Below are 23,123 nucleotides of genomic sequence, written 5' to 3' on the forward strand. Positions count from 1 at the left end.
TTGCAGATGAGATCTTAGACAAATGAGTGAGACCAATTCATGCCCGGTAGATGTCGCAACTTTGTACATCGTACCTACACCGATCGGTAATCTGGCGGACATCACGCAGCGTGCATTGGATGTATTGGCAAATGTGGACCTGATCGCCGCTGAAGACACCCGTCATACCTCGCGCTTGCTGACCCATTTTTCTATCTCAACCCGCACCTTTGCGCTTCACGATCACAACGAGCAGCAGAAAGCTGACTTTTTGATTGAGAAGCTGCAGGCGGGCACCAGCATCGCCTTGGTTTCGGATGCCGGCACGCCTTTAATCAGTGATCCAGGATACCATCTGGTCAATCGCTGTCGTCAAGCCGGTGTCAAAGTTGTGCCGTTGCCGGGCCCTTGTGCGGTGATCACTGCCTTGAGCGCGGCCGGGCTGCCGTCAGATCGCTTCAGCTTTGAAGGGTTTCTGCCACCGAAAAGCAAAGGACGCCGGGATTGTTTCCAGGCACTGGCCGATGATCCGCGCACGCTGATCTTCTATGAATCCCCGCACCGGATCATGGATTCCCTGGCGGATATGCTGACGGTGCTGGGCGAGGCGCGTCAGGTGGTGCTGGCGCGCGAACTGACCAAAACCTATGAAACCATTCATGGCGCGCCGCTGGGAGAGCTGATTGCATGGCTGCAAGAAGACAGTAACCGGATCCGGGGTGAGATGGTGGTGCTGGTGGCCGGTCACCGGGCGGAAAAAGAAGCGTTGCCGGCGGATGCCCTGCGCACGCTGGGGTTGCTGGCGGCTGAGTTGCCGCTGAAAAAGGCGGCGGCGCTGACGGCGGAGATCCATGGCGTGAAGAAAAATGCCCTGTATAAGTGGGGGCTGGAGCACCTGGACTAGCCGATGATGGCGTTGCCGCGATGGGATTGCTCTCTTTTCGAGCGACCCGCGCCCCGCGGCGACATTTCGCTGGCAACCGGGATCGAACTTCGCTACAATCCGCTCCCTGAGTTGGCCAGGTAACCGCTGCTTCGTTGATGTCCTTTGGGAGACTGGCGAAGGGGAGGAAAGTCCGGGCTCCACAGGGCAGGGTGCCAGATAACGTCTGGGGGGCGCAAGCCTACGACCAGTGCAGCAGAGAGCAAACCGCCGATGGCCCGCTTTTCGAAGTGGTGCACAGGTAAGGGTGAAAGGGTGCGGTAAGAGCGCACCGCGCGGCTAGTAATAGTTCGTGGCACGGTAAACTCCACCCGGAGCAAGACCAAATAGGTCCCTAATGGCGTGGCCCGCGTTGGGGACGGGTAGGTTGCTTGAGCCTGTGAGTGATTGCAGGCCTAGAGGAATGGTTACCACCGCGCAAGCGGGACAGAACCCGGCTTATCGGCCAACTCCCCTCATTCTCTATAAAAGGTGATGTATTGCTTCAATTTGAGGCGAACATCACCTTTTATCGTTTTAGGGCTTTGCGGCGGAAATGGACTGCTTTGGCAGAATATCTGTTTGGAATCAATGCAAAACCTGTCTCCGGTAATATCATGTGTTTGTCAGAAATCCAGCCCCTTGCTTGACAATTTTTTTGTGTCATACGTACACTTTGCGATGGGATTTTGCGGGAAAAGCCAATCTTTACGCGAAAAGCATCGGTTTTTTGTTGAAATCGTGAGCTGACATGCAGTTTCCCTGACTTACACGCTTTCAGGCCGGCACGCCCAGGCGACTGTGGCGGCGTCGGTGAGCTTTCACTATCGCTGAATGAATTTTATGTCTGAACAATTTGAGCACGTTTCCGTCTTGCTCCAGGAATCTGTCGACGGTCTGGCCATCAAACCGGATGGCATCTATATCGACGGTACATTTGGCCGCGGTGGGCACAGCCGGCTGATCCTTTCGCAATTGGGGGAAAATGGTCGCCTGTATAGTATCGACCGCGATCCGCAGGCCATTGCCGAAGCGCAGAAAATCAATGATCCGCGTTTTACCATTATTCACGGCCCGTTTTCCGGCCTGGCAGAGTATATGGAAGCGCGCGGGCTGAGCGGCAAGATTGACGGGGTGCTGCTTGATCTGGGCGTGTCGTCGCCGCAACTGGATGATGCCGAGCGTGGCTTCAGCTTTATGCGTGACGGACCGCTGGACATGCGCATGGATCCGACGTCCGGGATCTCGGCAGCAGACTGGCTGGCTGAAGCGGATGCCGATGACATTGCCTGGGTGCTGAAAGAGTTCGGCGAAGAGCGTTTTGCCAAGCGCATTGCCCGCGGCATCGTGGCGCATCGGGAAGATCCGGACAAAGAGCCGCTGACCCGCACCTTGCAGCTGGCCAGCCTGATCGCTGAAGTGTCGCCGTTTCGCGATAAGCACAAGCACCCGGCGACCCGCAGCTTCCAGGCGATCCGGATTTATATCAACAGTGAGCTGGAAGAAATCGACACCGCGCTGAACGGCGCTGTCCAGGTGCTGGCCCCGGGTGGCCGTCTGTCGGTGATCAGCTTCCATTCGCTGGAAGATCGACTGGTGAAACGCTTTATCCGCAAACAGAGCAAAGGGCCGGAAGTACCCGCCGGTTTGCCGTTAACGGAAGCACAGATCAAGGCGCTGGGCTCGGCCGCGCTGAAAACCGTGGGCAAGGCAATTAAGCCGTCGACAACGGAAATCAGTGGCAACGCCCGTTCGCGTAGCTCAGTCCTGCGTCTGGCAGAACGGCTATGAGTGCCGCATCAGAGCCGTCAGAAAATCTGGCACGGCTGATCGCCCGGGATCTGGTGACGATCGGTCGGGTGCCGTTGATCCTGCTGGTTCTGGTGCTGATTTCTGCGCTCTGGGTGGTGCTGATCACCCATCACTCGCGTCAGCTGATTGCCGAGCAGGAGCAATTGCTGATCGAGCGGGATCAGCTCGATATTGAATGGCGGAACCAACTCCTTGAGGAAAACGCCCTGGCCGAACATAGCCGGATTGAGCAACTGGCTGAAAAAGAGCTGGAGATGAAGCGCCCGTCACGGGACAGCGAAGTCGTCGTACAGTAATGAGTTTGATGAATAAATTAAAGCGTCAGCAGTCTGATAATCAGCGTCGCCAGAAAGCGCCACCGGTGTTTATCCCGTGGCGCTTTGGTGTCATTTGCGGATGTATTCTGCTGGCGTTACTGGCTTTAATTGGCCGCGCGGCCTATATCCAGGTGCTGGAGCCGGGCAAGCTGATCCAGGAAGGGGATATGCGTTCGCTGCGGGTGAAGGCGATGCCGTCCGCCCGTGGGATCATCTCGGATCGCAATGGCGAGCCGCTGGCCGTCAGTGTGCCGGTCCAGGCGGTGTGGGCCGATCCGGTCCAGATCTACAAAAGCGGCGGGATCCAGAGCCCGGATCGCTGGTATGCCCTGGCAGATGTGCTGGGCCTGGATCGCCAGGATCTGCTGGCGCGGCTGGAGAGCAACCAACAGCGTCGCTTTATCTATTTGCAACGCCAGGTCAGTCCGGCCATGGCGGCGTATGTCAGCAAGCTGAAGCTGCCGGGGATCGGCCTCAAAGATGAGTCCCGCCGTTTTTATCCGGCCGGTGAAGTCAGCGCTCATTTGCTGGGCGTGACCGGGATTGACAGCCGGGGCCTGGAAGGGGTCGAGCGGACCTACGATGGCTGGCTGACCGGTGAGCCGGGGCGGCGTACGGTACGCAAGGATCGCTACGGCCGGGTGGTCGAGAATATTTCCCTCAAACAGCGTGAGCCGGGCAAGTCCCTGAGCCTGAGTATCGACCAGCGTCTGCAGGCGGTGGCCTATCGGGCGGTGAAGCAAGCGGTCGCCGATTACCGGGCGACTTCGGCCTCGGTGGTGATGGCGGATGTTCGCACCGGTGAAATCCTCGCCATGGTCAATGCGCCTTCTTATAACCCCAACAACCGCGAACAACTGCAAAGTTTCCGGATGCGCAACCGCGCAATCACCGATGCAATGGAGCCGGGCTCGACGATCAAGCCGTTTGTGGTGCTGGCGGCGATGGAAAATGGGGTGGCCGATGAAGACACGATTATCGATACCGGCAACGGCCTGATGCAGGTCGGCGGCAGCCGGGTGCGCGACGTCTCCCGGGTCGGCAAGGCTGATCTGACGAAGATTCTGAAAAAATCCAGTAACATCGGGGTCAGTAAGCTGTCCCTGGCCATGCCGGTCGATGCGGTTCTCGGGATGTACGGCAGTGTCGGGCTTGGGGATGCCTCGGGGATCAACCTCATCGGCGAAGCGCAGGGCTTTTTCCCCGATCGCCGGCGTTGGTCTGATTTTGAACGGGCGACCCTGTCGTTCGGCTACGGGATCTCGGTAACCCCAATCCAGCTCGTGCGTGCTTACGCCACCCTCGGCGCCATGGGCGTCAATCGTCCGTTGTCGATCCTCAAAACCGAGCAGGTGGTCCCCGGTCGCCAGGTTGCCTCGGTTGAAAATACACGCAAGCTATTGAACATGCTGGAAACCGTCACGCAGGAAGGCGGCAGTGCGTTCCGGGCGGCGGTGCCGGGGTACCGGGTCGGGGCGAAAACCGGAACGGCGAAAAAAGCCATGGCCGGCGGCTACAGTGATGAATATATCGCGATGACAGCCGGCATCGCGCCGATCAGCAACCCGCGCCTGGCGATGGTGGTGGTGATCAATGAGCCGCAGGGTGATAAGTATTATGGTGGCCTGGTGGCCGCGCCGATTTTTGCTGAAGTGATGGAAAGCGCGCTTCAGATTTTGAATGTTCCGCCTGATGCCGGAACCGGTGAACTCAAAGTCGTACATAACAGAGGCCAATCCCATGCCGGTACTTAACCCCATTCGTCAGCTCGGCGAACTCTTGTCTCCCTGGATCGCCCCGGCGCACTGGCCGGCTGAGGCGGGTCAGGTGGTGCTGTCGGCAATGACCTTAGACAGCCGCCGGATCCAACCCGGTGATTTGTTCGTGGCGGTGAACGGGCATGTTGTCGATGGCCGCCGGTTTATCCCGGCGGCGATTGAAGCTGGCGCCAGCGCGATCCTGGCGGAAGAAACCTCGGATGCGCCAGCGCGTATCGAGATGCAGCAGGGGATCCCGGTGCTGTATCTGCCCGCACTGGGCCAGCATCTCTCGGCGGTTGCCGAGCGTTTTTATGGTGCGCCGGATCAGGCGCTGAAGCTGGTGGCCGTGACCGGCACCAATGGCAAAACAACGATTTCCCAGCTGCTGGCCCAGTGGGCAGAACAACTCGGCTATTGTGCCGGGGTGATGGGCACCACGGGCAACGGTCTGCTGCAACAGTTGAAACCGGCGGCCAACACCACCGGTAGTGCGATTGAGATTCAGCACGAGCTGGCCGGGCTGGTTGCGCAGGGAGCCGATTTTGCCGCGATGGAAGTATCTTCCCACGGCCTGGTGCAGGGCCGGGTGAAAGCGCTGGATTTTACCGCCAGCATTTTTACCAACCTCAGTCGTGACCATCTGGATTATCACGGCGATATGGCCGCGTACGCGCAAGCCAAGAAAACCCTGTTTACAGAACATCAGGCGGGTGTCGCGGTGATCAATGCCGATGATGCTGTCGGGCGTGAATGGCTGGGCGAGCTGCCGCAGGCGGTTGCCGTTGCCAGCCAGCAGGCGCTCATAGCAACGCACTCAGGGCAGGCCCTGTGGCTGGAGCAGGTCCGCTATACCACCGAGGGCGTTACCGTCGCTTTTGATTCTTCCTGGGGTGCCGGTGAGTTGACTGCGCCGCTGGTGGGCTCTTTTAACGTCACCAATCTGATGCTGGCGCTGGCCACTTTACTGGCGACGGGCCACCCGCTGGCACAACTGGTTGCGACCGCGCCGCAATTGCAGGCGGTCATCGGCCGGATGGAAGTTTTTCAAACCCCTGACAAACCTATGATGGTTGTTGATTATGCTCACACGCCGGATGCGCTGGAAAAGGCGCTGCAGGCGCTGCGGGTGCATTGCCGGGGCAAACTCTGGTGCATTTTTGGGTGCGGTGGCGATCGCGATACCGGCAAACGGCCGCTGATGGCCGCAGTAGCCGAACGGCTGGCCGACCATATTATTCTGACCGACGACAACCCGCGCAGTGAAGCACCGGCGGCGATTGTCGCGGACATGCTCGTCGGGCTGGCGCAGCCGGCGCAGGCCCGGGTTGAGCACGATCGCGCCCGTGCCTGTGAGTGGGCATTTACCCAAGCCGCCGCCGACGATATCGTGCTGGTGGCCGGGAAAGGACATGAAGATTATCAGGTGCTGGCCGATCGCACGGTTCATTACTCGGATCGGGAAACGGTCGCCGCACTATTGGAGAACAAGGCATGATCAACGTTCAGCTGTCACAACTGGCCCCGGTTCTGGGCGCCGAGCTGATGGGGGCGGATGCGGGCATTGCCCAGGTGTCGACTGACACCCGAAATATGCAGCCCCACACTTTATTTATCGCCCTGAAAGGCGAGCGTTTTGATGGCCATGATTTTTGCGCCAATGCCCGGGAAAACGGCGCAGCCGCACTGTTGGTAAGCAAACACTTACCGCTCGATATCCCGCAACTGGTGGTCAAAGATACCCGCCTGGCCTTAGGGCAGCTCGGTGCCTGGCTGAAAGCGGAAATGGCCGACCAGCATGGGTTGCAGACGCTGGCCCTGACCGGCAGCTGCGGCAAAACCACGGTCAAAGAGATGACCGCCGCCATTTTGGGGCAAAAAGGCAAGGTGCTGGCCACGGCCGGCAACCTGAACAATGATCTCGGCGTGCCGCTGACCCTGCTGCGGCTCGAGCCTAGCCATGAATTTGCGGTGGTCGAGCTGGGGGCAAACCATCAGCAGGAAATTGCCTACACCACTGCGCTGGTGCGGCCGCAAGTGGCGCTGATCAATAACCTGGCGGCAGCCCACCTGGAAGGCTTCGGCTCGCTCGATGGCGTAGCCAAGGCCAAAGGGGAGATTTTTGAAGGCCTGGGTGAGCGCGGCGTGGCGATCATCAATGCAGATTCCAACGCCCGGGCGTTGTGGCAGCCGATGCTGGAGGCCCACCAGGTGGTCACATTTTCGGCGACGCAGCCGGAAGCGGATTTCACAGCTTGCGACATATTTATTAACAATCTTGGCTGCGCTTGTTTTACAATGCGCACCCCCGATGGGGATGCGCCGGTTGAGCTGACGCTGCCGGGGGCGCATAACGTGGCGAATGCCCTGGCTGCGGCGGCCCTGAGTATGGCCGTGGGTGCCAGCCTGGATCAGGTCCGGGCCGGTCTGGCCAAAGTTCAGCGGGTCAAGGGACGGGTGGAAATCAGCCAGCCGGCCCCGGGCCTGCGGTTAATTGATGATACCTACAATGCCAGCGTCGCTTCGGTGAAAGCCGCGATTGATTTGCTGGCGACCTTTGAGGGCCAGCGCTGGCTGGCGCTCGGTGATATGGCTGAGCTGGGGGACGAGAGTCTCGCGCTGCACCGCGAAGTAGCGGAATATGCTCAAGCCAAGGCGTTGGATAAGGTCTTTACCTTCGGCAACGCCAGTGCGGTGGTCAGTGAACTCAATGACGGTCATCATTTTGCCGAGAAACCGGCGCTGATTGCGCAGCTGAAAGCAGAGCTTCATCAATTTCAACATAATTCACAAAATACAGAGGTTACAGTGCTGGCAAAGGGCGCCCGGAGCACCCGGATGGAAGACATCATTGTCGCATTGCAGGAACATAAAGAATGATTTATTGGTTAGCCGACTTACTTGAGTCCACATTCCCGTTTTTTCGTCTGTTTGAATATCTGACGTTCCGCGCCATTATCAGCATCCTGACGGCCCTGATGCTGTCGCTGTGGATGGGGCCGCGCCTGATCGCCCGTTTACAGATGTTGCAGATAGGCCAGGTAGTGCGTCATGACGGGCCGGAGTCGCATTTCAGCAAGCGGGGCACCCCGACCATGGGCGGGATTATGATCCTGGCCGCGATTGCGATTACCGTGCTGCTGTGGGCAGATTTGTCGAACCCGTATGTCTGGGCGGTCCTGACCGTCATGCTGGGCTACGGGGCGGTCGGCTTTGTCGATGACTACCGCAAAGTGGTGCGCAAAAATACCGATGGTTTGATCGCCCGCTGGAAATACTTCTGGCAGTCGGTGATTGCATTTGGGGTCGCGTTCGCCCTGTATGTTCACGGCCAGGATACCGCGGCGACTCAGCTGGTGGTGCCGTTCTTCAAAGATGTGATGCCACAGTTGGGGCTGTTCTACATCGTGATGACTTATTTCGTGATTGTCGGCACCAGTAACGCGGTGAACCTGACCGATGGCCTGGATGGCCTGGCGATCATGCCGACCGTGATGGTGGCCGCCGGGATGGCCTTCATTGCCTGGGCCACCGGTAACGTCAACTTTGCCGAATACCTCAATATTCCGTATCTCAAAGATGCCAGTGAGCTGGTGGTGGTGTGTACTGCCATCGTGGGTGCTGGCTTGGGCTTTTTGTGGTTCAACACCTATCCGGCCCAGGTCTTTATGGGCGATGTCGGCTCGCTGGCGCTGGGTGGCGCGCTCGGCACCATCGCCGTGTTGGTACGTCAGGAGCTGCTGCTGGTGATCATGGGCGGGGTGTTCGTGATGGAAACCGTGTCGGTGATCCTGCAGGTCGGTTCGTACAAGCTGCGCGGCCAGCGTATTTTCCGCATGGCGCCGATCCACCACCACTATGAGCTCAAGGGCTGGCCGGAGCCGCGGGTGATTGTACGTTTTTGGATTATTACACTGATGCTGGTGCTGATCGCGCTGGCAACCCTGAAGGTACGCTAAATGAATGGCTTGGACGGTGTCAAACAGGTTGTGGTGATTGGGCTGGGGATGACCGGCCTCTCGGTGGTGAACCACCTGCTGCGTCAGCCTGGCGAATTGGTGATTCAGGTCATGGATACCCGCCCGACACCGCCCGGGCAGGATCAGCTGCCGCCCTCGGTCGCCCTGCACAGCGGTGGCTGGCAGATGGACTGGCTGCTGAGCGCTGATTTGATTGTTGCCAGTCCGGGTGTGGCACTGGCGACACCGGAGCTGGTGGCTGCCCGCGAAGCCGGGATTGAGATTGTCGGCGACATTGAACTGTTTGCCCGCGCCGTTACCAAACCTGTGGTGGCGATCACCGGGTCGAACGGCAAGAGCACGGTGACCAGCCTGGTTGGCGAGATGGCCCGCGAGGCCGGGATCAACGTCGGCGTCGGCGGCAATATCGGTTTTGCAGCGCTGGATATGCTGGCGCAGGATCATGATCTGTATGTGCTGGAGCTGTCGAGCTTTCAGCTGGAAACGACCACCTCGCTGGCGCTTCAGGCCGCGACTTACCTGAATTTGTCTGAAGATCATATGGATCGCTATGACAGCCTGGCCGATTATAGTCAGGCCAAAATGCGGATTTTCGAACATGCCGAGCTGGCGATCTGGAACCGCGATGATCCGGCAACCTGTCCGGCTGATTTTTCCGGTGCAATGACCAGTTTTGGCTTTGATCCCCAGGCTTACGGTCTGGTTGAGCAGGACGGGGTCGAGTGGCTGGCGGTGGATCAGCAAGCGCTGATGCCGGCTGCCGAGGTGGCTCTGGTCGGACGGCACAATCTTGCCAACAGTCTGGCCGCGCTGGCGCTGGCCGATGCCGCTGGCGTTGATCGCCTGGCGGCCTGCCGCGCGCTGCGCCGCTATCACGGCCTGGCGCATCGTTGCCAGTTGGTGGCGGAGCATCAGGGCGTACGCTGGGTCAATGACTCGAAAGCGACCAACCTGGCCAGTACCCTGGCGGCCCTGAAAGGGCTGTCGCTATCTGGCACCCTGCATCTGCTGATGGGCGGGGACGGTAAAGGGGCGGATTTCTCTGAGCTTAAACCGGTTTTGGCGCCGCTGAATGTTCACTTGTATTGCTACGGCCGGGACGGGGCGCAGTTCCTGCCGCAGGCTGACACCGCCACCCGGGTTGAGACCCTGGCCGAGGCGATGGCGCTGGCAGCAGCCGTGGCCAAAGCCGGTGATATGATCCTGCTTTCGCCGGCTTGTGCCAGCTTTGATCAGTTCCCGAATTTTATGGCCCGGGGCGATGCCTTTGTGGCTCTGGCGCAAACCCTGAAATTTCAAGTGGCCGGGAGCGCGTGATGCTGAGCGCACTGCGAGATCGCCTGGAGGGGCTGGGAGAGTGGCTGACCCGTCCGGCGGCGCCGTGTTGGTATGATCGCCAGCTGGTCTGGATCGCCCTGATCCTGATGGTGACCGGCCTGGTGATGGTGACTTCTGCCTCGGTCCCGGTCGCGACCCGGTTGACCGGAATGCCGTTTTATTTCGCATTGCGCCATGGCTTTTTCCTGATCTGTGCGCTGGTGATCGCCGCGTTCGTGGTCCAAATCCCGCTCGAGCGCTGGCGTCAACTCAGCGTTCCCATGCTGTTGGGCTCGATCCTGTTGCTCATTGCCGTGCTGGTGGTGGGCCGCTCGGTCAATGGTGCGGCGCGCTGGATCCCGCTCGGGATCTTTAACCTTCAGCCGGCCGAAGTGGCCAAGCTGTCGCTGTTTATTTTCCTCTCCGGCTATCTGGTGCGTCAGTATCATCAGGTGCGGGAGAGTTTTTACGGTTTTATTAAACCTTTGGTAGTGCTGGCGATTTTGGCCGGGCTCTTGTTGATGCAGCCGGATCTCGGCTCTTTTGTGGTGATGTTTGTCACCACGGTCGGCATGCTGTTTATTGCCGGGGCCAAGCTGTGGCAGTTTCTCGCCATGCTGGCTGCGGCCGTGCTGGGCATTGCCCTGCTGATTATTTTTGAGCCCTACCGTCTGCGCCGCGTGACGTCCTTTATGGATCCGTGGGAAGACCCGTTCGGCAGTGGTTATCAGCTCACCCAGTCCCTGATGGCCTTTGGCCGGGGTGACTGGCTGGGGCAGGGACTGGGCAACTCGATCCAGAAACTGGAATATCTGCCCGAAGCCCACACCGACTTTGTATTTTCGGTACTGGCGGAAGAAGTCGGCCTGCTCGGCGTCACCGTGGTGCTGCTGCTGATTTTTTCCCTGGTGTTTAAGGCCTTGCTGATCGGGCGCAAATGTCTGCAGTCGCGGCAGCTGTTCGGCGGCTTTCTGGCTTTCGGCTTCGGCTTCTGGTTTGCGTTCCAGACGTTGGTCAACGTCGGAGCGGCTGCCGGACTGGTGCCGACCAAAGGGTTGACGCTGCCGCTGATCAGTTACGGCGGCTCGAGTTTATTTATTATGGCGACTGCGGTGGCGATTTTAATTCGCATTGATCATGAGCAGCGTCTGGCGGCCCGGTACGGGCCTGCAGAAGAAACAGATGAAAACGATGACGAACAAGAATAAGCGCTTACTGGTGATGGCCGGCGGGACCGGGGGGCATGTGTTTCCCGGCCTGGCTGTGGCCCGGAAACTTCAGCAGGAAGGTTGGGAAATCCGCTGGCTGGGGACGGCCGATCGGATGGAAGCCGAGCTGGTGCCCAAGCATGGGATTGACATCGACTTTATCAAGGTCAAAGGCCTGCGGGGCCAGGGGATTGCCCGGCTCCTGGCGGCACCTTTTAAAATTATCGGCGCCATTGCTCAGGCCCGGCGTTATATCAAAGCCTGGCAGCCGGACGTGGTGCTGGGGATGGGCGGTTATGTCAGCGGACCCGGCGGCGTTGCAGCCTGGCTGTCTGGCGTTCCGGTCGTCCTGCATGAGCAGAATGCGGTGGCCGGCCTGACCAACCGCTGGCTGTCGCGGATCGCATCGGCGGTGTTGCAGGCATTCCCCGGTGCGTTTGCCGGCAAAGATGTGGTGGGCAACCCGGTACGCCGCGATGTGACCGAGCTGCCACCGCCGGCGGCGCGTTTTGCCGAGCGGCAGGGCCCGCTGCGCATCCTGGTGATGGGCGGCAGTCAGGGGGCGCGGATTTTGAACCAGACCCTGCCGGTCGTGGCCGGCCTGCTGGGCGATCAAGTTACGATTCGCCATCAGGCTGGTAAAGGCAATCAGGTCGAAACCGAACAGGCTTATGCTGCCAATACGGCGGTTGAGCATGAGATCACCGAGTTCATCGATGATGTGGCGTCGGCTTATGCCTGGGCCGATTTAGTGGTGTGCCGCTCCGGGGCGCTGACGGTTTCAGAGCTGGCTGCGGCTGGTGTTGGTGCGATCTTCATTCCCTTTATGCACAAAGATCGCCAGCAGGCGCTGAATGCTGATCATCTGGTGCAGTGTGGTGCAGCCAGGATGATTGAGCAGGCCGACCTGACCGCGGCAGGACTGGCTGCGCAAATTGACCAACTTGATCGCCGCGCCTTGGCCGCGATGGCCGAAGCTGCGCGCGATGCAGCGATTCTGGATGCTGATGCCCGCGTGGCCGCGGTGATCCGAACGCTGGCAACCCCATAACATGAGACAGAGTGATGAAAGAACTGGATAACCAGCAATTAGCAAAAATCAGAACCATGGTACCAGAGATGCGTCGTGTCGAGCGCATCCACTTTGTCGGGATCGGCGGCGCGGGCATGAGCGGCATCGCCGAAGTGTTGATTAACGAAGGCTACCGGATCAGCGGCTCGGATCTGGCACCGAATGCGGTGACCGAGCGTTTGAGTGACAAAGGGGCCGAAATCTTTTTCGGCCATGCCGCCGAGAACATTGACGGCGCCAGTGTGGTGGTCGCCTCCACGGCGATTGTGGCAGAGAACCCCGAGCTGCAGGCGGCCCGGGCCAAACGGATCCCGGTCGTTCGCCGCGCTGAAATGCTGGCTGAGCTGATGCGCTATCGTCACGGGATTGCGATTGCCGGCACCCACGGCAAAACCACCACCACGGCCCTGACGACCCAGATCTACTCTGAAGCCGGCCTGGATCCGACATTCGTGAACGGCGGGTTGGTGAAAAGTGCCGGAACCAATGCCCGTCTGGGGTGCAGCCGCTATCTGATCGCTGAAGCGGATGAGAGCGATGCGTCGTTCCTGCACCTGCAGCCGATGGTGTGTGTGGTGACCAATATCGAAGCCGATCATATGGAAACCTACGGTGGGGATTTTGAAGTCCTGAAACAGACTTTTATCGATTTTCTCCACAACCTGCCGTTCTACGGTCTGGCCGTGATGTGTATTGATGATCCCGTGGTGCGCGAGTTGCTGCCGCGGATTGGCCGCCAGGTACTGACTTATGGCTTTGCAGAAGATGCAGACGTTCGTCTGGTCAACTACCGCCAGCAAGGCCAGCAGGGGTTCTTTACCATCGTCCGTCGGGGCAAGCCGGATCTGGACGTGAAACTCAATATTCCGGGACGTCACAACGCGCTGAACGCGACGGCCGCTGTGACGGTGGCGACTGAGGAAGGGGTGGAGGATGACGCGATCATCCGTGCCCTGGCAGAGTTCCAGGGCACTGGCCGCCGCTTCGATCACTTGGGTGAGTTTGACTCCGGCAACGGCAGCGTGATGCTGGTGGATGATTACGGCCACCACCCGAGCGAAGTGGCGGTGACGATTCAGGCCGCCCGCGCCGGCTGGAAAGACAAACGCCTGGTGATGGTGTTTCAACCGCACCGCTACAGCCGGACCCGGGATCTGTACGACGATTTTGCCAATGTGCTGGAGCAGGTGGATGTGCTGGTGATGCTGGATGTCTACTCGGCGGGTGAAGCGCCGATTGCCGGGGCTGATGGTCGCTCGCTTTGCCGCACCATCCGCCGACGCGGCAAGATCGATCCGATTTTTGTGCCGAATGGCGAAGCTTTGCCGTCCGCATTGGCCAATATCATCCAAGAGGGTGATCTGGTGTTGACGCAAGGGGCCGGTGATGTGGGTCGAATTGCCCGAAATCTGGCAGAAATGCAGTTGAATATTGCCACAATGCGTCGCAGTTAACGGCTGAAGGGGATGCTGGCGATAAATGGTACATTTATTGCATCGTTTTTGAGCAGGTCCGGGCGGCAAGCAGAGCCAAGAGTGGGTTTTACGTTCAGGAATTGCTTGGAAAGCGGCAACAGGAGTTGGAGAGCAACAGGTTGGTCGGTATAATCGATCAACTTTGCTTGTCGACTCCTGGTGGTCGACGCCATCCTTGAGACTGCAATGAGCTATTTTTGGGCGGTCCGGACAACGGAATGAAAGCAAGTAGGCAAGATTATGGCTGATGCAGTGATGACAAGCATCGCTCTGCCGGCATCGGCAAAGCGGGTTCCGTGGACTGGCGCGGCATTTTTTCTCGCCGTCATTGGCTTTATTGCATGGCTGTTCAGTGCCGCGCTGCACTGGATGACGGACGCGAATCGCTTGCCGTTGTCCCAGCTGGTGATTCAGGGGGAGCTCACTTACCTGAAGGCCGATGATGTCCGCCGGGGGATCCTGGCGCTGGAGCATCTCGGCAGTTTTATGACCCAGGATGTCGATGACATGCAGCTGGCCCTGGAGGCCCTGCCATGGGTGGCCCGGGCTTCGGTCCGCAAGCAGTGGCCGGATACGGTCAAAGTGTATCTGGTCGAGCATCAACCGGCTGCGGTATGGAACCAGCAGTATCTGGTCAATACCGAAGGCGGGGTCTTCCCTGCCCCGGCGGCACAGGTCAGTGAGCTGGGGCTGGTCGAGCTCAGCGGACCTGAAGGCAGCAGCGCGGAAATGCTGGCAGCCCAGCGGGAAATGCAACCGAAATTACAGCGTGCCGGCCTGGAGATGGCGCAGCTCGCACTGAACGAGCGCCGCTCCTGGCGGGTATGGTTAACAAATGGGATCCGGCTTGAGTTGGGCCGGGAAGGCAGGATGGAGCGCCTGATGCGTTTTATCAGCCTGTATCCTGAATTAGAGCAGCAAGGAAAAGCCATAGAGTACGTAGACTTGCGCTACGATACCGGGGCTGCTGTGGGTTGGAACCAAGTTCCAGAATAAGACAGCCGGACGACACTCCGCCGAACAGAGGGGTGCGGGTGAGTATAACGATAAGAGTGTGCGCTAATGACGAAGGCGGCAGATAAAAAACTCATAGTAGGCCTGGATATCGGCACGTCCAAAGTCTGTGCTTTGGTCGGGGAAGTGCTGCCGGATGACAAGGTCAATGTCATTGGTGTCGGTAGCAGCCCATCACGGGGTATGGATAAAGGCGGGGTCAATGATCTTGAGTCCGTGGTTAAGTCAGTGCAGCGGGCCGTCGATCAGGCCGAGCTGATGGCTGACTGCCAGATTTCCTCCGTGTTTTTGTCCTTATCCGGCAAACACATACGTTGCCAGACAGAAAAAGGCATGGTGCCGATTTCTGACAAAGAGGTAACACAGGATGACGTTGATAATGTTATCCATACAGCGAAGTCGGTAAAAATTAGCGATGAACATCGAACTTTGCATGTAATTCCCCAGGAATTTGCTATTGATTATCAAGAGGGAATTAAGAATCCGGTTGGGTTGTCAGGGGTACGGATGGAAGCCAGCGTTCACTTGATCACCTGCCACAATGACATGGCCCGAAATATCGTCAAGGCCGTTGAACGATGCGGGTTGAAGGTTGACCAACTGATATTCTCCGGCCTGGCCGCCAGTCATGCGGTTCTGACCGCCGACGAGCGCGAACTGGGCGTATGTGTGGTGGATATCGGTGGCGGCACCATGGATCTGGCCGTTTGGACGGGCGGGGCATTGCGACATGCCGAGGTGATCCCGTATGCCGGGAATGTGGTCACCAGTGATATTGCTTATGCCTTCGGTACGCCCCCGGGCGATGCCGAGGAAATCAAAGTCAAATACGGCTTTGCGCTGAGCGAGCTGGTCAGCAAAGACGCCAAGGTGGATGTCCCGAGCGTGGGCGGTCGTCCGTCGCGGAGTCTGCAAAGCCAGACGCTGGCGGAAGTGATCGAGCCTCGTTACAGTGAGCTGCTGGGGCTGGTGAATCAGAAGCTACTGGAAATACAGGAACAACTGCGTACTGCGGGGGTGAAGCACCATTTAGCGGCAGGGATCGTCCTCACCGGAGGCGCTGCGCAAATGGAAGGGTTGATTGAGTGTGCCGAGCGGGTTTTCCGCAATCAGGTACGGATCGGGCAGCCGCTTGAGCTGAGCGGGCTGACAGATTATGTCCAGGCCCCGCATTATGCAACGGCAGTAGGATTACTGCATTACGGAAAGGACAGTCAGACATTTGACGAGAGTGAGCCGGAGCCGAAACGTTCTGTTTCCGGGATCTTCACGAAAATCAGTGGTTGGCTAAGAAAAGAATTTTAAACCTGATGCGAACAGGAAAAACGGAGAGAACAAATGTTTGAACCGATGATGGAAATGTCTGATGAAGCGGTAATTAAGGTCATTGGCGTTGGCGGCGGCGGCGGTAATGCTGTCGATCACATGGTACGTGAGTCGATTGAAGGGGTTGAGTTCATCAGCGTGAACACTGATGCTCAGGCCTTGCGTAAAAGTAGTGTCAGCACCGTCATCCAGATTGGTGGCGACATCACAAAAGGTCTTGGTGCCGGCGCAAACCCTCAGGTAGGGCGTGACTCCGCACTGGAAGATCGTGAAGCCATCAAGGCAGAGCTGCAAGGCTCAGATATGATCTTTATCGCAGCAGGCATGGGCGGCGGTACCGGAACCGGTGCGGCGCCAATCATTGCGGAAGTGGCGAAAGAGCTGGGTATTCTGACTGTAGCTGTGGTGACCAAACCATTTAGCTTCGAAGGCAAGAAACGCATGGCGTTTGCCGAGCAGGGTATCGAAGAGCTGTCGAAGCATGTGGACTCTCTGATCACGATTCCGAACGAGAAGCTGCTCAAAGTACTGGGTCGCGGCATCACGCTGCTGGACGCGTTTGCGAAAGCGAACGATGTGCTGAAAAATGCCGTCCAGGGCATTGCAGAGCTGATCACCCGTCCGGGGATGATCAACGTCGACTTTGCCGACGTGCGTACCGTGATGTCCGAAATGGGTCACGCCATGATGGGCAGCGGCGTTGCGACCGGTGATGACCGTGCGGAAGAAGCGGCTGAAATGGCGATTTCCAGCCCGCTGCTGGAAGATATCGATCTGGCGGGCGCACGCGGCGTGCTGGTGAACATCACTGCCGGTCTGGATATGCGTCTGGACGAGTTTGAAACTGTGGGGAACACCGTGAAGGCGTTTGCGTCGGATAACGCTACCGTCGTGATCGGTACCTCGCTGGATCCGGAAATGTCAGACGAGCTGCGCGTGACTGTCGTTGCAACCGGGATTGGCAAAGAATCGAAGCCAGACATCACGCTGGTGACGACTTCGAAGCCCGTGCAGGCGACGACCGCGGTACAGGAAAAAGCAGCGCCCGTGGTTGCGGAAGAGCCAAAGCAGGCGCCGCTGACACAGCAGCCGGCTGCGGAAAGCAAGGTTCAGTCGGGCGGTACATCCGCGGCAGCGAAATCCAAGCCGCAGGCGGATCACGACTACCTGGATATTCCAGCCTTTTTGCGCAAGCAGGCGGACTGAACCGGGTAAATTATTTGGGTTACCGCTTGAACAGTGGTATTATGTCTGCCCATTTCTTATACGGCTGTATAAAAATGGGCCGATGTATTGGCTAACAATAGTTGAGAAAAGCAGATGATCAGACAACGAACACTGAAAAGCATAGTGCAAACGACTGGGGTGGGACTTCACTCCGGACGTAAAGTGACGCTTATTCTGCGTCCTGCCGCTGCAAATACCGGTGTGATCTATCGTCGTATGGATCTCAATCCACCCGTGGATTTTCCTGCGAATGCAGATTCTGTGCGAGATACCATGCTCTGCACCGCGCTGGTGAATGAAGACGGCGTTCGGATCTCAACTGTTGAGCACCTGAACGCCGCGTTAGCTGGCATGGGCATCGATAATGTCATTATCGAAGTGGATGCACCTGAAATTCCGATTATGGATGGGAGTGCCAGCCCGTTTATTTACCTGCTGCAATCTGCCGGGATTGATACCCTGAATGCGCCGAAGCGTTTCCTGCGTATCAAGAAAACTGTTCGCGTCGAAGATGGCGATAAATGGGCAGAGCTTCGTCCGTTCAACGGGTTCCGCCTGGATTTCGAAATCGAATTTAACCATCCGGCGATTGATTCAGAGCAGCAGCGTTTGGTGCTGGATTTCTCCAGCCAGTCATTTGTCAAAGACATCAGCCGCGCCCGGACCTTCGGTTTTATGCGTGATATCGAATATTTGCAGTCCCAGAACCTGTGTCTGGGCGGCAGCTTCGATTGCGCAATTGTGCTGGATGATTACCGCATCCTCAATGATGAAGGCCTGCGTTTTGATAACGAGCTGGTGACCCACAAAGTACTGGATGCCATTGGCGATCTGTACATGTGTGGTCATAACATCATTGGCGAAATGGTGGCTTATAAGTCAGGCCATGCCCTGAACAACAAGCTGCTGCGCGCGGTGCTGGCCGATCAGGAAGCTTATGAGTGGTCAACCTTTGTGGATGAGCAAGAGGTGCCGGTGACATTTGCCCAGCCAGGCATGGTGTTAGCGTAAGCTGAATTAAATCCTGTCATGAATACTGAAAACGCCGGACCCTGTCCGGCGTTTTTGTATCTGTTTTGTATTATAAATTTTTGCATCTGTTTTGTATCAAAGATGCGGCCGGCTGGATTTCAGCCGTGTGGTTTGCCGTGAGATGATTTACGGAAACGGGCTCAGCAGTTGGACTTTTTGGCCGACAGTGCCGCCAGTCGCTCCAGTCGGGCTTTGACTTTCGCCGGGGCATCCTGGGCGGTATTGAGCAGATACTGTGCTGCCAGGGGAGAAATCGGCTTTTGCACGATATCCGGTGCTTTGTCTTCCGGCCGCGAGATGGCGGCGGCCAAGGCCGGATTAACCCGGATTTCGATATTGGTCAGATTGGGTAAGAGCTGAGCACGCAGTTTGCGCATCAGGGTGTTGCGCTCATAATTGAGCCGCATCGACCAGGCCGCGGAAGCGACTTCGAGGATCAGGGTGCCCTGACGGTAGTTACTGACCCGGCAATGTTCGGCGCAGGCCAGGTGTTGCTTGACGGCATTGTTCAGCTTGCCGAGGGCTACAGCACGCTGCTGGATGTTGCCCAGCTGCGTCTCATCCAGCAGGCTGGCCGTCGATTGGGGGCGATGATCGCGCATGAAACACGGCTCCGGATCACTAATTAGCGGTAAAGTTCTAATTTTTCATTTATGAAAAGCGGGTCACCTGTTTTTATCATAGGCGGCCTTGGTAATATGTCATATTATATCAAGTCTATAGGATGCAGGTGAATCTTTGCCGCTGACTATAGCTGAGGCCCACGGGCCTTCGCCGGGCGACTTGCTGCAAGTATCTTTGCGGCGGTTGCTTTTCGGCAAATCCGGGTATTGTTTTCGTTCCACCCTTGAAAAGCAGTCAGGGCGTCACAATATCATTTTTATCCGATGTTTTTCGTGTCGGCTTCTGCGTCACTATGGGTGGCGAATTCAGATGGGACAGGGATGGCAATACCGGAGCAATTCATGCCTGAACATCACGAGAGCCGTGATGGATATGGCCAGAACATTTTTCCCGGTTGTGAAACCCAGATTTAGCGATGCAGCCTGTGCTGAAGCTGAAATAAACAAAGAGAAAACGGCAACGCCATGTTATCAAAACTACTGACCAAAGTTATCGGTAGCCGTAACGACCGCACCTTGCGTCGTTTGCGTAAAATTGTTGATCAAATCAACAAGCTAGAACCTCAATTTGAAAGCTTGCAAGATGAAGCGCTGAAAGCGAAAACGGTTGAATTCCGTGAGCGTATCGAGCAAGGCGAAACCCTGGATCAGTTGCTGCCGGAAGCGTTTGCAACCGTACGAGAAGCATCAAAGCGTGTCTTCGGCATGCGCCACTTCGATGTTCAGCTGATTGGCGGGATGGTGCTCAATGGCTGCCAGATTGCCGAAATGCGTACCGGTGAAGGGAAAACCCTGACCGCGACGCTGCCGGCTTACCTCAATGCCCTGACCGGCAAAGGGGTTCACATCGTTACCGTCAATGACTATCTGGCGAGCCGCGACGCCGAAACCAATCGCCCGCTGTTCGAATTCCTGGGAATGACGGTCGGGGTGAATGTTCCGAACATGCCGCCGCACGCCAAGAAAGAAGCCTACGCAGCAGATATCCTGTACGGTACCAACAACGAATTTGGCTTTGATTATCTGCGCGATAACATGGCCTTCCGTCCGGAAGATCGCGTGCAGCGCGAGCGTTTTTTTGCCGTGGTCGATGAGGTGGATTCGATCCTGATCGATGAGGCCCGAACGCCGTTGATTATTTCCGGTCCGGCGGAAGACAGCTCAGAGCTGTATACCAAGATTAATACCCTGATCCCGGAGCTGGTTCGCCAGGACAAAGAAGACAGCGAAGAGTACCGCGGGGAAGGGCACTACACAGTCGACGAGAAAGCCAAGCAGGCTTACCTGACCGAAAACGGCCAGGAATTTGTCGAAGAGCTGCTCAAGCAAAAAGGCATGATGGACGAAGACGATACCCTGTATTCGCCGGCCAATATCAGCTTGCTGCACCACGTGCATGCGGCGCTCCGTGCCCACGTGCTGTTTGAGCGGGACGTGGACTATATCGTCAAAGATGATGAAGTCATCATCGTTGATGAACATACCGGTCGTACCATGCCGGGACGTCGCTGGTCGGAAGGCCTTCACCAGGCGGTTGAAGCCAAAGAAGGGGTGAAGATCCAGAACGAAAACCAGACTCTAGCGTCGATCACCTTCCAGAATTACTTCCGTCTGTACACCAAGCTGTCCGGGATGACCGGGACAGCGGATACCGAAGCATTCGAGTTCCAGTCGATTTACGGTCTGGAAACGGTGGTGATCCCGACCAATAAACCGATGGTCCGTGATGATATGGGCGATCTGGTTTATATGACCGAGCGTGAAAAATTTGCGGCGATCAGTCAGGACATCAAGGCTCGGGTTGAGAGCGGCCAGCCGGTTCTGGTAGGGACCGTATCGATTGAGAAATCGGAGCTGCTGTCGAACGCCCTGAAAAAAGAAGGCATCAAGCACCAGGTGCTGAACGCCAAGTTCCATGAAATGGAAGCGGAAATCGTCGCCCAGGCCGGTCAGCCGGGTGCGGTGACGATTGCAACCAACATGGCCGGTCGGGGTACCGATATTGTGCTGGGCGGCTCCTGGCAGAATGAAGTGGCAAAACTGGATAACCCGGATGCGGGCCAGATCCAGCAGATTAAGACCAAGTGGCAGGATGTACATGAACAAGTCCTGGCAGCCGGTGGTTTGCATATTATCGGCACCGAACGCCATGAATCGCGCCGGATCGATAACCAGCTGCGGGGCCGTTCCGGTCGTCAGGGGGATCCGGGCTCTTCCCGCTTCTACCTGTCGATGGAAGATGGCCTGATGCGGATCTTTGCCTCAGATCGTGTGTCGAACATGATGAAAAAACTGGGGATGGAAGAAGGCGAAGCGATTGAGCACCCATGGGTGACCAAGGCGATTGAAAATGCCCAGCGCAAAGTGGAAGGTCGCAACTTCGACATCCGGAAGCAATTGCTTGAATTTGATGACGTGGCCAATGATCAGCGTAAGGTGGTTTACGAGCTGCGTGATGAGCTGATGAATGCCGAAGACATCAGCGAGATGATTGAGCAGAACCGTGAAGATGTGCTGCAAACCATGATTGATGGCTATATCCCGCCACAGTCGCTGGAAGAAATGTGGGACATTCCGGGCCTGGAAGAGCGCCTGAAAGCGGACTTCGATCTCGAGCTGCCAATCCAGCAATGGCTGGACAGCGAAGAGAAGCTGTACGAAGAAGCATTGCGTGAGCGGATCATCGAGAAAGCGGTTGAGATCTATCGTCAGAAAGAAGAAGTAGTTGGCGCCCCGGTGCTGCGCAACTTCGAGAAGACGGTCATGCTGCAGAACCTGGATACGCTGTGGAAAGAGCATCTGGCTGCGATGGATCACCTGCGCCAGGGGATCCACCTGCGTGGTTATGCACAGAAGAACCCGAAACAGGAGTACAAGCGTGAGTCGTTTGAACTGTTTGAAGGCATGCTTGAAGCGCTGAAATCGGATGTGATTGCGATTTTGAGCAAGGTCCGGGTGCAGCAGCAGGAAGAAGTTGAGCGGGTTGAAGAAGAGCGCCGCCGTCAGGCGGAAGAGCTGGCCCGTCGTCAACAGTACCAGCACCAGAACGCGGAAAGTCAGCTCGCTGATGACGGCGAGCAAGGCGATGAGAACGAACCTTACCATCGCGGTGAGCGTAAAGTTGGCCGTAACGAGCCCTGTCCGTGCGGCTCCGGCAAAAAATACAAGCAGTGTCACGGTAAAATTAACTAATTGAACTGTCACACGCGTTTGCTACCCTACCAAAGGCCGCATGATGCGGCCTTTGGTTTTTCAGTTTGAGTGCCAGTCGTCTCGGAAAATAGACGGAGGATTCTCGCTGAGTGATTTGATACAACAGCAGGTGAATACATTGGATAAGAAACAAGTGTGGATCTCCGCCGGGATTATTTTGAATGCCGAGCAGGATCATGTGTTTATCACCCGGCGTCCGGCCAAGGTCCACAAAGGTGGTTTTTGGGAATTTGCCGGCGGCAAGGTCGAGCAGGGTGAAACCGCTGAGCAAGCCGTGATCCGCGAGCTGGATGAAGAGGTCGGGATCCATGCCACAGAGCTGGAGCACTTCATGGCGCTTGAACATGACTATCCGGACAAAGCCCTGAAGTTTGATTTTTTCCTGGTTAAAGCGTTTGAAGGGGAAGCCTTTGGCAAAGAAGGGCAGCCGGGCGAGTGGGTGGAATTACAGTGCCTGCGGGACTACGCGTTTCCGGAAGCCAATGATGCTGTGCTGAATAAACTCTTAGCGAGATGAGCCCGACGAGTTAACCTCAGCCACCCGCGATGACGCGGTTGATTGCTGGGAAACAGCCCTGTGCTTTTGGGTATAAACAGCACGCGGTGCACAGGGCCCTGGTAAGGGGTCGCTTAGTATCCCATATCTTCCGACCACCCATCGGCATCGGACAGATCCGGCGCGCCCGGGATCGCTTTTCCCTCATCTGCCCATTCGCCTAAATCGATCAATTGGCAGCGCTTTGAACAAAACGGGCGGTACGGGCTTTGAGCGCTCCATTGAACCGGTGATTGGCAGGTCGGGCACTTCACGATGGTGATGGCAGCAGATGGGTTGGCTTGTGTCACGGA

The 23,123-nt window shown here is 57.3% G+C and carries 19 protein-coding genes and 1 other RNA gene; 18 read left to right on the forward strand and 2 right to left on the reverse strand.

Annotation, left to right across the window (positions count from 1 at the left end; translation table 11 throughout):
* Positions 1 to 22: 22 nt before the first annotated feature.
* The 16 genes from rsmI to lpxC all read left to right on the forward strand — a co-directional run bounded on the left by rsmI (position 23) and on the right by lpxC (position 18,417).
* Positions 23 to 883 (forward strand): 16S rRNA (cytidine(1402)-2'-O)-methyltransferase, encoded by an 861-nt coding sequence (rsmI, locus tag NH461_RS01885; RefSeq protein WP_261601660.1) that lies wholly within the window; start codon positions 23 to 25, stop codon positions 881 to 883.
* 107 nt (positions 884 to 990) lie between these two features.
* Positions 991 to 1,379: RNase P RNA component class A (rnpB, locus tag NH461_RS01890), an RNA gene on the forward strand.
* Positions 1,380 to 1,744: 365 nt separating this feature from the next.
* Entirely contained in the window at positions 1,745 to 2,692 is a 948-nt protein-coding gene (rsmH, locus tag NH461_RS01895) for a 16S rRNA (cytosine(1402)-N(4))-methyltransferase RsmH (protein WP_261601661.1), read from the forward strand.
* Complete coding sequence (gene ftsL, locus NH461_RS01900; protein ID WP_261601662.1) at positions 2,689 to 3,009, forward strand: cell division protein FtsL; 321 nt, start codon at positions 2,689 to 2,691, stop codon at positions 3,007 to 3,009. Before rsmH ends, ftsL begins: the two co-directional genes overlap by 4 nt.
* A gap of 8 nt (positions 3,010 to 3,017) precedes the next feature.
* Positions 3,018 to 4,784, forward strand: coding sequence for a peptidoglycan glycosyltransferase FtsI (gene ftsI, locus NH461_RS01905; RefSeq protein WP_261601663.1), 1,767 nt, complete (start codon positions 3,018 to 3,020; stop codon positions 4,782 to 4,784).
* Positions 4,771 to 6,285: a UDP-N-acetylmuramoyl-L-alanyl-D-glutamate--2,6-diaminopimelate ligase gene (gene murE, locus NH461_RS01910; RefSeq protein ID WP_261601664.1), complete on the forward strand. Its 1,515-nt coding sequence runs from the start codon at positions 4,771 to 4,773 to the stop codon at positions 6,283 to 6,285. Before ftsI ends, murE begins: the two co-directional genes overlap by 14 nt.
* The gene (gene murF / locus NH461_RS01915; RefSeq protein ID WP_261601665.1) at positions 6,282 to 7,667 is read left to right on the forward strand and encodes a UDP-N-acetylmuramoyl-tripeptide--D-alanyl-D-alanine ligase; all 1,386 of its coding nucleotides are present in this window, start codon (positions 6,282 to 6,284) and stop codon (positions 7,665 to 7,667) included. The genes murE and murF overlap by 4 nt, the downstream gene beginning before the upstream one ends.
* Positions 7,664 to 8,746, forward strand: a complete 1,083-nt coding sequence (gene mraY / locus NH461_RS01920) for a phospho-N-acetylmuramoyl-pentapeptide-transferase (RefSeq protein ID WP_261601666.1) — start codon at positions 7,664 to 7,666, stop codon at positions 8,744 to 8,746. Before murF ends, mraY begins: the two co-directional genes overlap by 4 nt.
* Positions 8,747 to 10,084, forward strand: coding sequence for a UDP-N-acetylmuramoyl-L-alanine--D-glutamate ligase (gene murD, locus NH461_RS01925; protein WP_261601667.1), 1,338 nt, complete (start codon positions 8,747 to 8,749; stop codon positions 10,082 to 10,084). It abuts the gene before it with no gap.
* The gene (gene ftsW, locus NH461_RS01930) at positions 10,084 to 11,292 is read left to right on the forward strand and encodes a cell division protein FtsW (protein WP_261601668.1); all 1,209 of its coding nucleotides are present in this window, start codon (positions 10,084 to 10,086) and stop codon (positions 11,290 to 11,292) included. Before murD ends, ftsW begins: the two co-directional genes overlap by 1 nt.
* Complete coding sequence (murG, locus tag NH461_RS01935; RefSeq protein WP_261602806.1) at positions 11,276 to 12,343, forward strand: undecaprenyldiphospho-muramoylpentapeptide beta-N-acetylglucosaminyltransferase; 1,068 nt, start codon at positions 11,276 to 11,278, stop codon at positions 12,341 to 12,343. The genes ftsW and murG overlap by 17 nt, the downstream gene beginning before the upstream one ends.
* A 14-nt stretch (positions 12,344 to 12,357) precedes the next feature.
* Complete coding sequence (gene murC / locus NH461_RS01940; RefSeq protein WP_261602807.1) at positions 12,358 to 13,818, forward strand: UDP-N-acetylmuramate--L-alanine ligase; 1,461 nt, start codon at positions 12,358 to 12,360, stop codon at positions 13,816 to 13,818.
* Positions 13,819 to 14,079: 261 nt separating this feature from the next.
* The gene (locus NH461_RS01945) at positions 14,080 to 14,835 is read left to right on the forward strand and encodes a cell division protein FtsQ/DivIB (protein WP_410000087.1); all 756 of its coding nucleotides are present in this window, start codon (positions 14,080 to 14,082) and stop codon (positions 14,833 to 14,835) included.
* Between the two features lie 66 nt (positions 14,836 to 14,901).
* Positions 14,902 to 16,158: a cell division protein FtsA gene (gene ftsA, locus NH461_RS01950; protein WP_261601670.1), complete on the forward strand. Its 1,257-nt coding sequence runs from the start codon at positions 14,902 to 14,904 to the stop codon at positions 16,156 to 16,158.
* A 33-nt stretch (positions 16,159 to 16,191) separates the two neighbouring features.
* Entirely contained in the window at positions 16,192 to 17,385 is a 1,194-nt protein-coding gene (gene ftsZ, locus NH461_RS01955; RefSeq protein WP_261601671.1) for a cell division protein FtsZ, read from the forward strand.
* 114 nt (positions 17,386 to 17,499) lie between these two features.
* Positions 17,500 to 18,417: a UDP-3-O-acyl-N-acetylglucosamine deacetylase gene (gene lpxC / locus NH461_RS01960; RefSeq protein WP_261601672.1), complete on the forward strand. Its 918-nt coding sequence runs from the start codon at positions 17,500 to 17,502 to the stop codon at positions 18,415 to 18,417.
* A gap of 161 nt (positions 18,418 to 18,578) precedes the next feature.
* On the opposite strand, the gene NH461_RS01965 is transcribed toward lpxC, so the two are convergent.
* Positions 18,579 to 19,040: a DUF721 domain-containing protein gene (locus tag NH461_RS01965; protein WP_261601673.1), complete on the reverse strand. Its 462-nt coding sequence runs from the start codon at positions 19,038 to 19,040 to the stop codon at positions 18,579 to 18,581.
* Between the two features lie 486 nt (positions 19,041 to 19,526).
* Here NH461_RS01965 and secA point away from each other — a divergent pair, with 486 nt between their 5' ends.
* Positions 19,527 to 22,253 carry a preprotein translocase subunit SecA gene (gene secA, locus NH461_RS01970; protein WP_261601674.1) on the forward strand — a complete coding sequence of 909 codons (2,727 nt, stop codon included), beginning with the start codon at positions 19,527 to 19,529 and terminating at the stop codon, positions 22,251 to 22,253.
* Between the two features lie 139 nt (positions 22,254 to 22,392).
* On the forward strand, positions 22,393 to 22,791 hold the full coding sequence (gene mutT / locus NH461_RS01975) for an 8-oxo-dGTP diphosphatase MutT (protein WP_261601675.1): 399 nt from the start codon (positions 22,393 to 22,395) through the stop codon (positions 22,789 to 22,791).
* A gap of 113 nt (positions 22,792 to 22,904) precedes the next feature.
* On the opposite strand, the gene yacG is transcribed toward mutT, so the two are convergent.
* A complete protein-coding gene (yacG, locus tag NH461_RS01980) occupies positions 22,905 to 23,120 on the reverse strand; it encodes a DNA gyrase inhibitor YacG (RefSeq protein WP_261601676.1) in 216 nt (71 codons plus the stop codon).
* Positions 23,121 to 23,123: the final 3 nt, after the last annotated feature.

Origin of the sequence: Photobacterium sp. TY1-4 (assembly GCF_025398175.1) — a bacterium.
Classification (GTDB): Bacteria; Pseudomonadota; Gammaproteobacteria; order Enterobacterales; family Vibrionaceae; genus Photobacterium.

Bases quoted from the DNA above. Each gene is read 5' to 3' on its own strand.
- rsmH (WP_261601661.1), top strand. From the start codon at position 1,745: ATGTCTGAACAATTTGAGCACGTTTCCGTCTTGCTCCAGGAATCTGTC.
- lpxC (WP_261601672.1), top strand. From the start codon at position 17,500: ATGATCAGACAACGAACACTGAAAAGCATAGTGCAAACGACTGGGGTG.
- NH461_RS01945 (WP_410000087.1), top strand. From the start codon at position 14,080: ATGGCTGATGCAGTGATGACAAGCATCGCTCTGCCGGCATCGGCAAAG.
- murE (WP_261601664.1), top strand. From the start codon at position 4,771: ATGCCGGTACTTAACCCCATTCGTCAGCTCGGCGAACTCTTGTCTCCC.
- rsmI (WP_261601660.1), top strand. From the start codon at position 23: ATGAGTGAGACCAATTCATGCCCGGTAGATGTCGCAACTTTGTACATC.
- murG (WP_261602806.1), top strand. From the start codon at position 11,276: ATGACGAACAAGAATAAGCGCTTACTGGTGATGGCCGGCGGGACCGGG.
- murF (WP_261601665.1), top strand. From the start codon at position 6,282: ATGATCAACGTTCAGCTGTCACAACTGGCCCCGGTTCTGGGCGCCGAG.
- ftsZ (WP_261601671.1), top strand. From the start codon at position 16,192: ATGTTTGAACCGATGATGGAAATGTCTGATGAAGCGGTAATTAAGGTC.
- secA (WP_261601674.1), top strand. From the start codon at position 19,527: ATGTTATCAAAACTACTGACCAAAGTTATCGGTAGCCGTAACGACCGC.
- murD (WP_261601667.1), top strand. From the start codon at position 8,747: ATGAATGGCTTGGACGGTGTCAAACAGGTTGTGGTGATTGGGCTGGGG.
- ftsA (WP_261601670.1), top strand. From the start codon at position 14,902: ATGACGAAGGCGGCAGATAAAAAACTCATAGTAGGCCTGGATATCGGC.
- ftsL (WP_261601662.1), top strand. From the start codon at position 2,689: ATGAGTGCCGCATCAGAGCCGTCAGAAAATCTGGCACGGCTGATCGCC.
- mraY (WP_261601666.1), top strand. From the start codon at position 7,664: ATGATTTATTGGTTAGCCGACTTACTTGAGTCCACATTCCCGTTTTTT.
- ftsI (WP_261601663.1), top strand. From the start codon at position 3,018: ATGAATAAATTAAAGCGTCAGCAGTCTGATAATCAGCGTCGCCAGAAA.
- NH461_RS01965 (WP_261601673.1), bottom strand. From the start codon at position 19,040: ATGCGCGATCATCGCCCCCAATCGACGGCCAGCCTGCTGGATGAGACG.
- ftsW (WP_261601668.1), top strand. From the start codon at position 10,084: ATGCTGAGCGCACTGCGAGATCGCCTGGAGGGGCTGGGAGAGTGGCTG.
- murC (WP_261602807.1), top strand. From the start codon at position 12,358: ATGAAAGAACTGGATAACCAGCAATTAGCAAAAATCAGAACCATGGTA.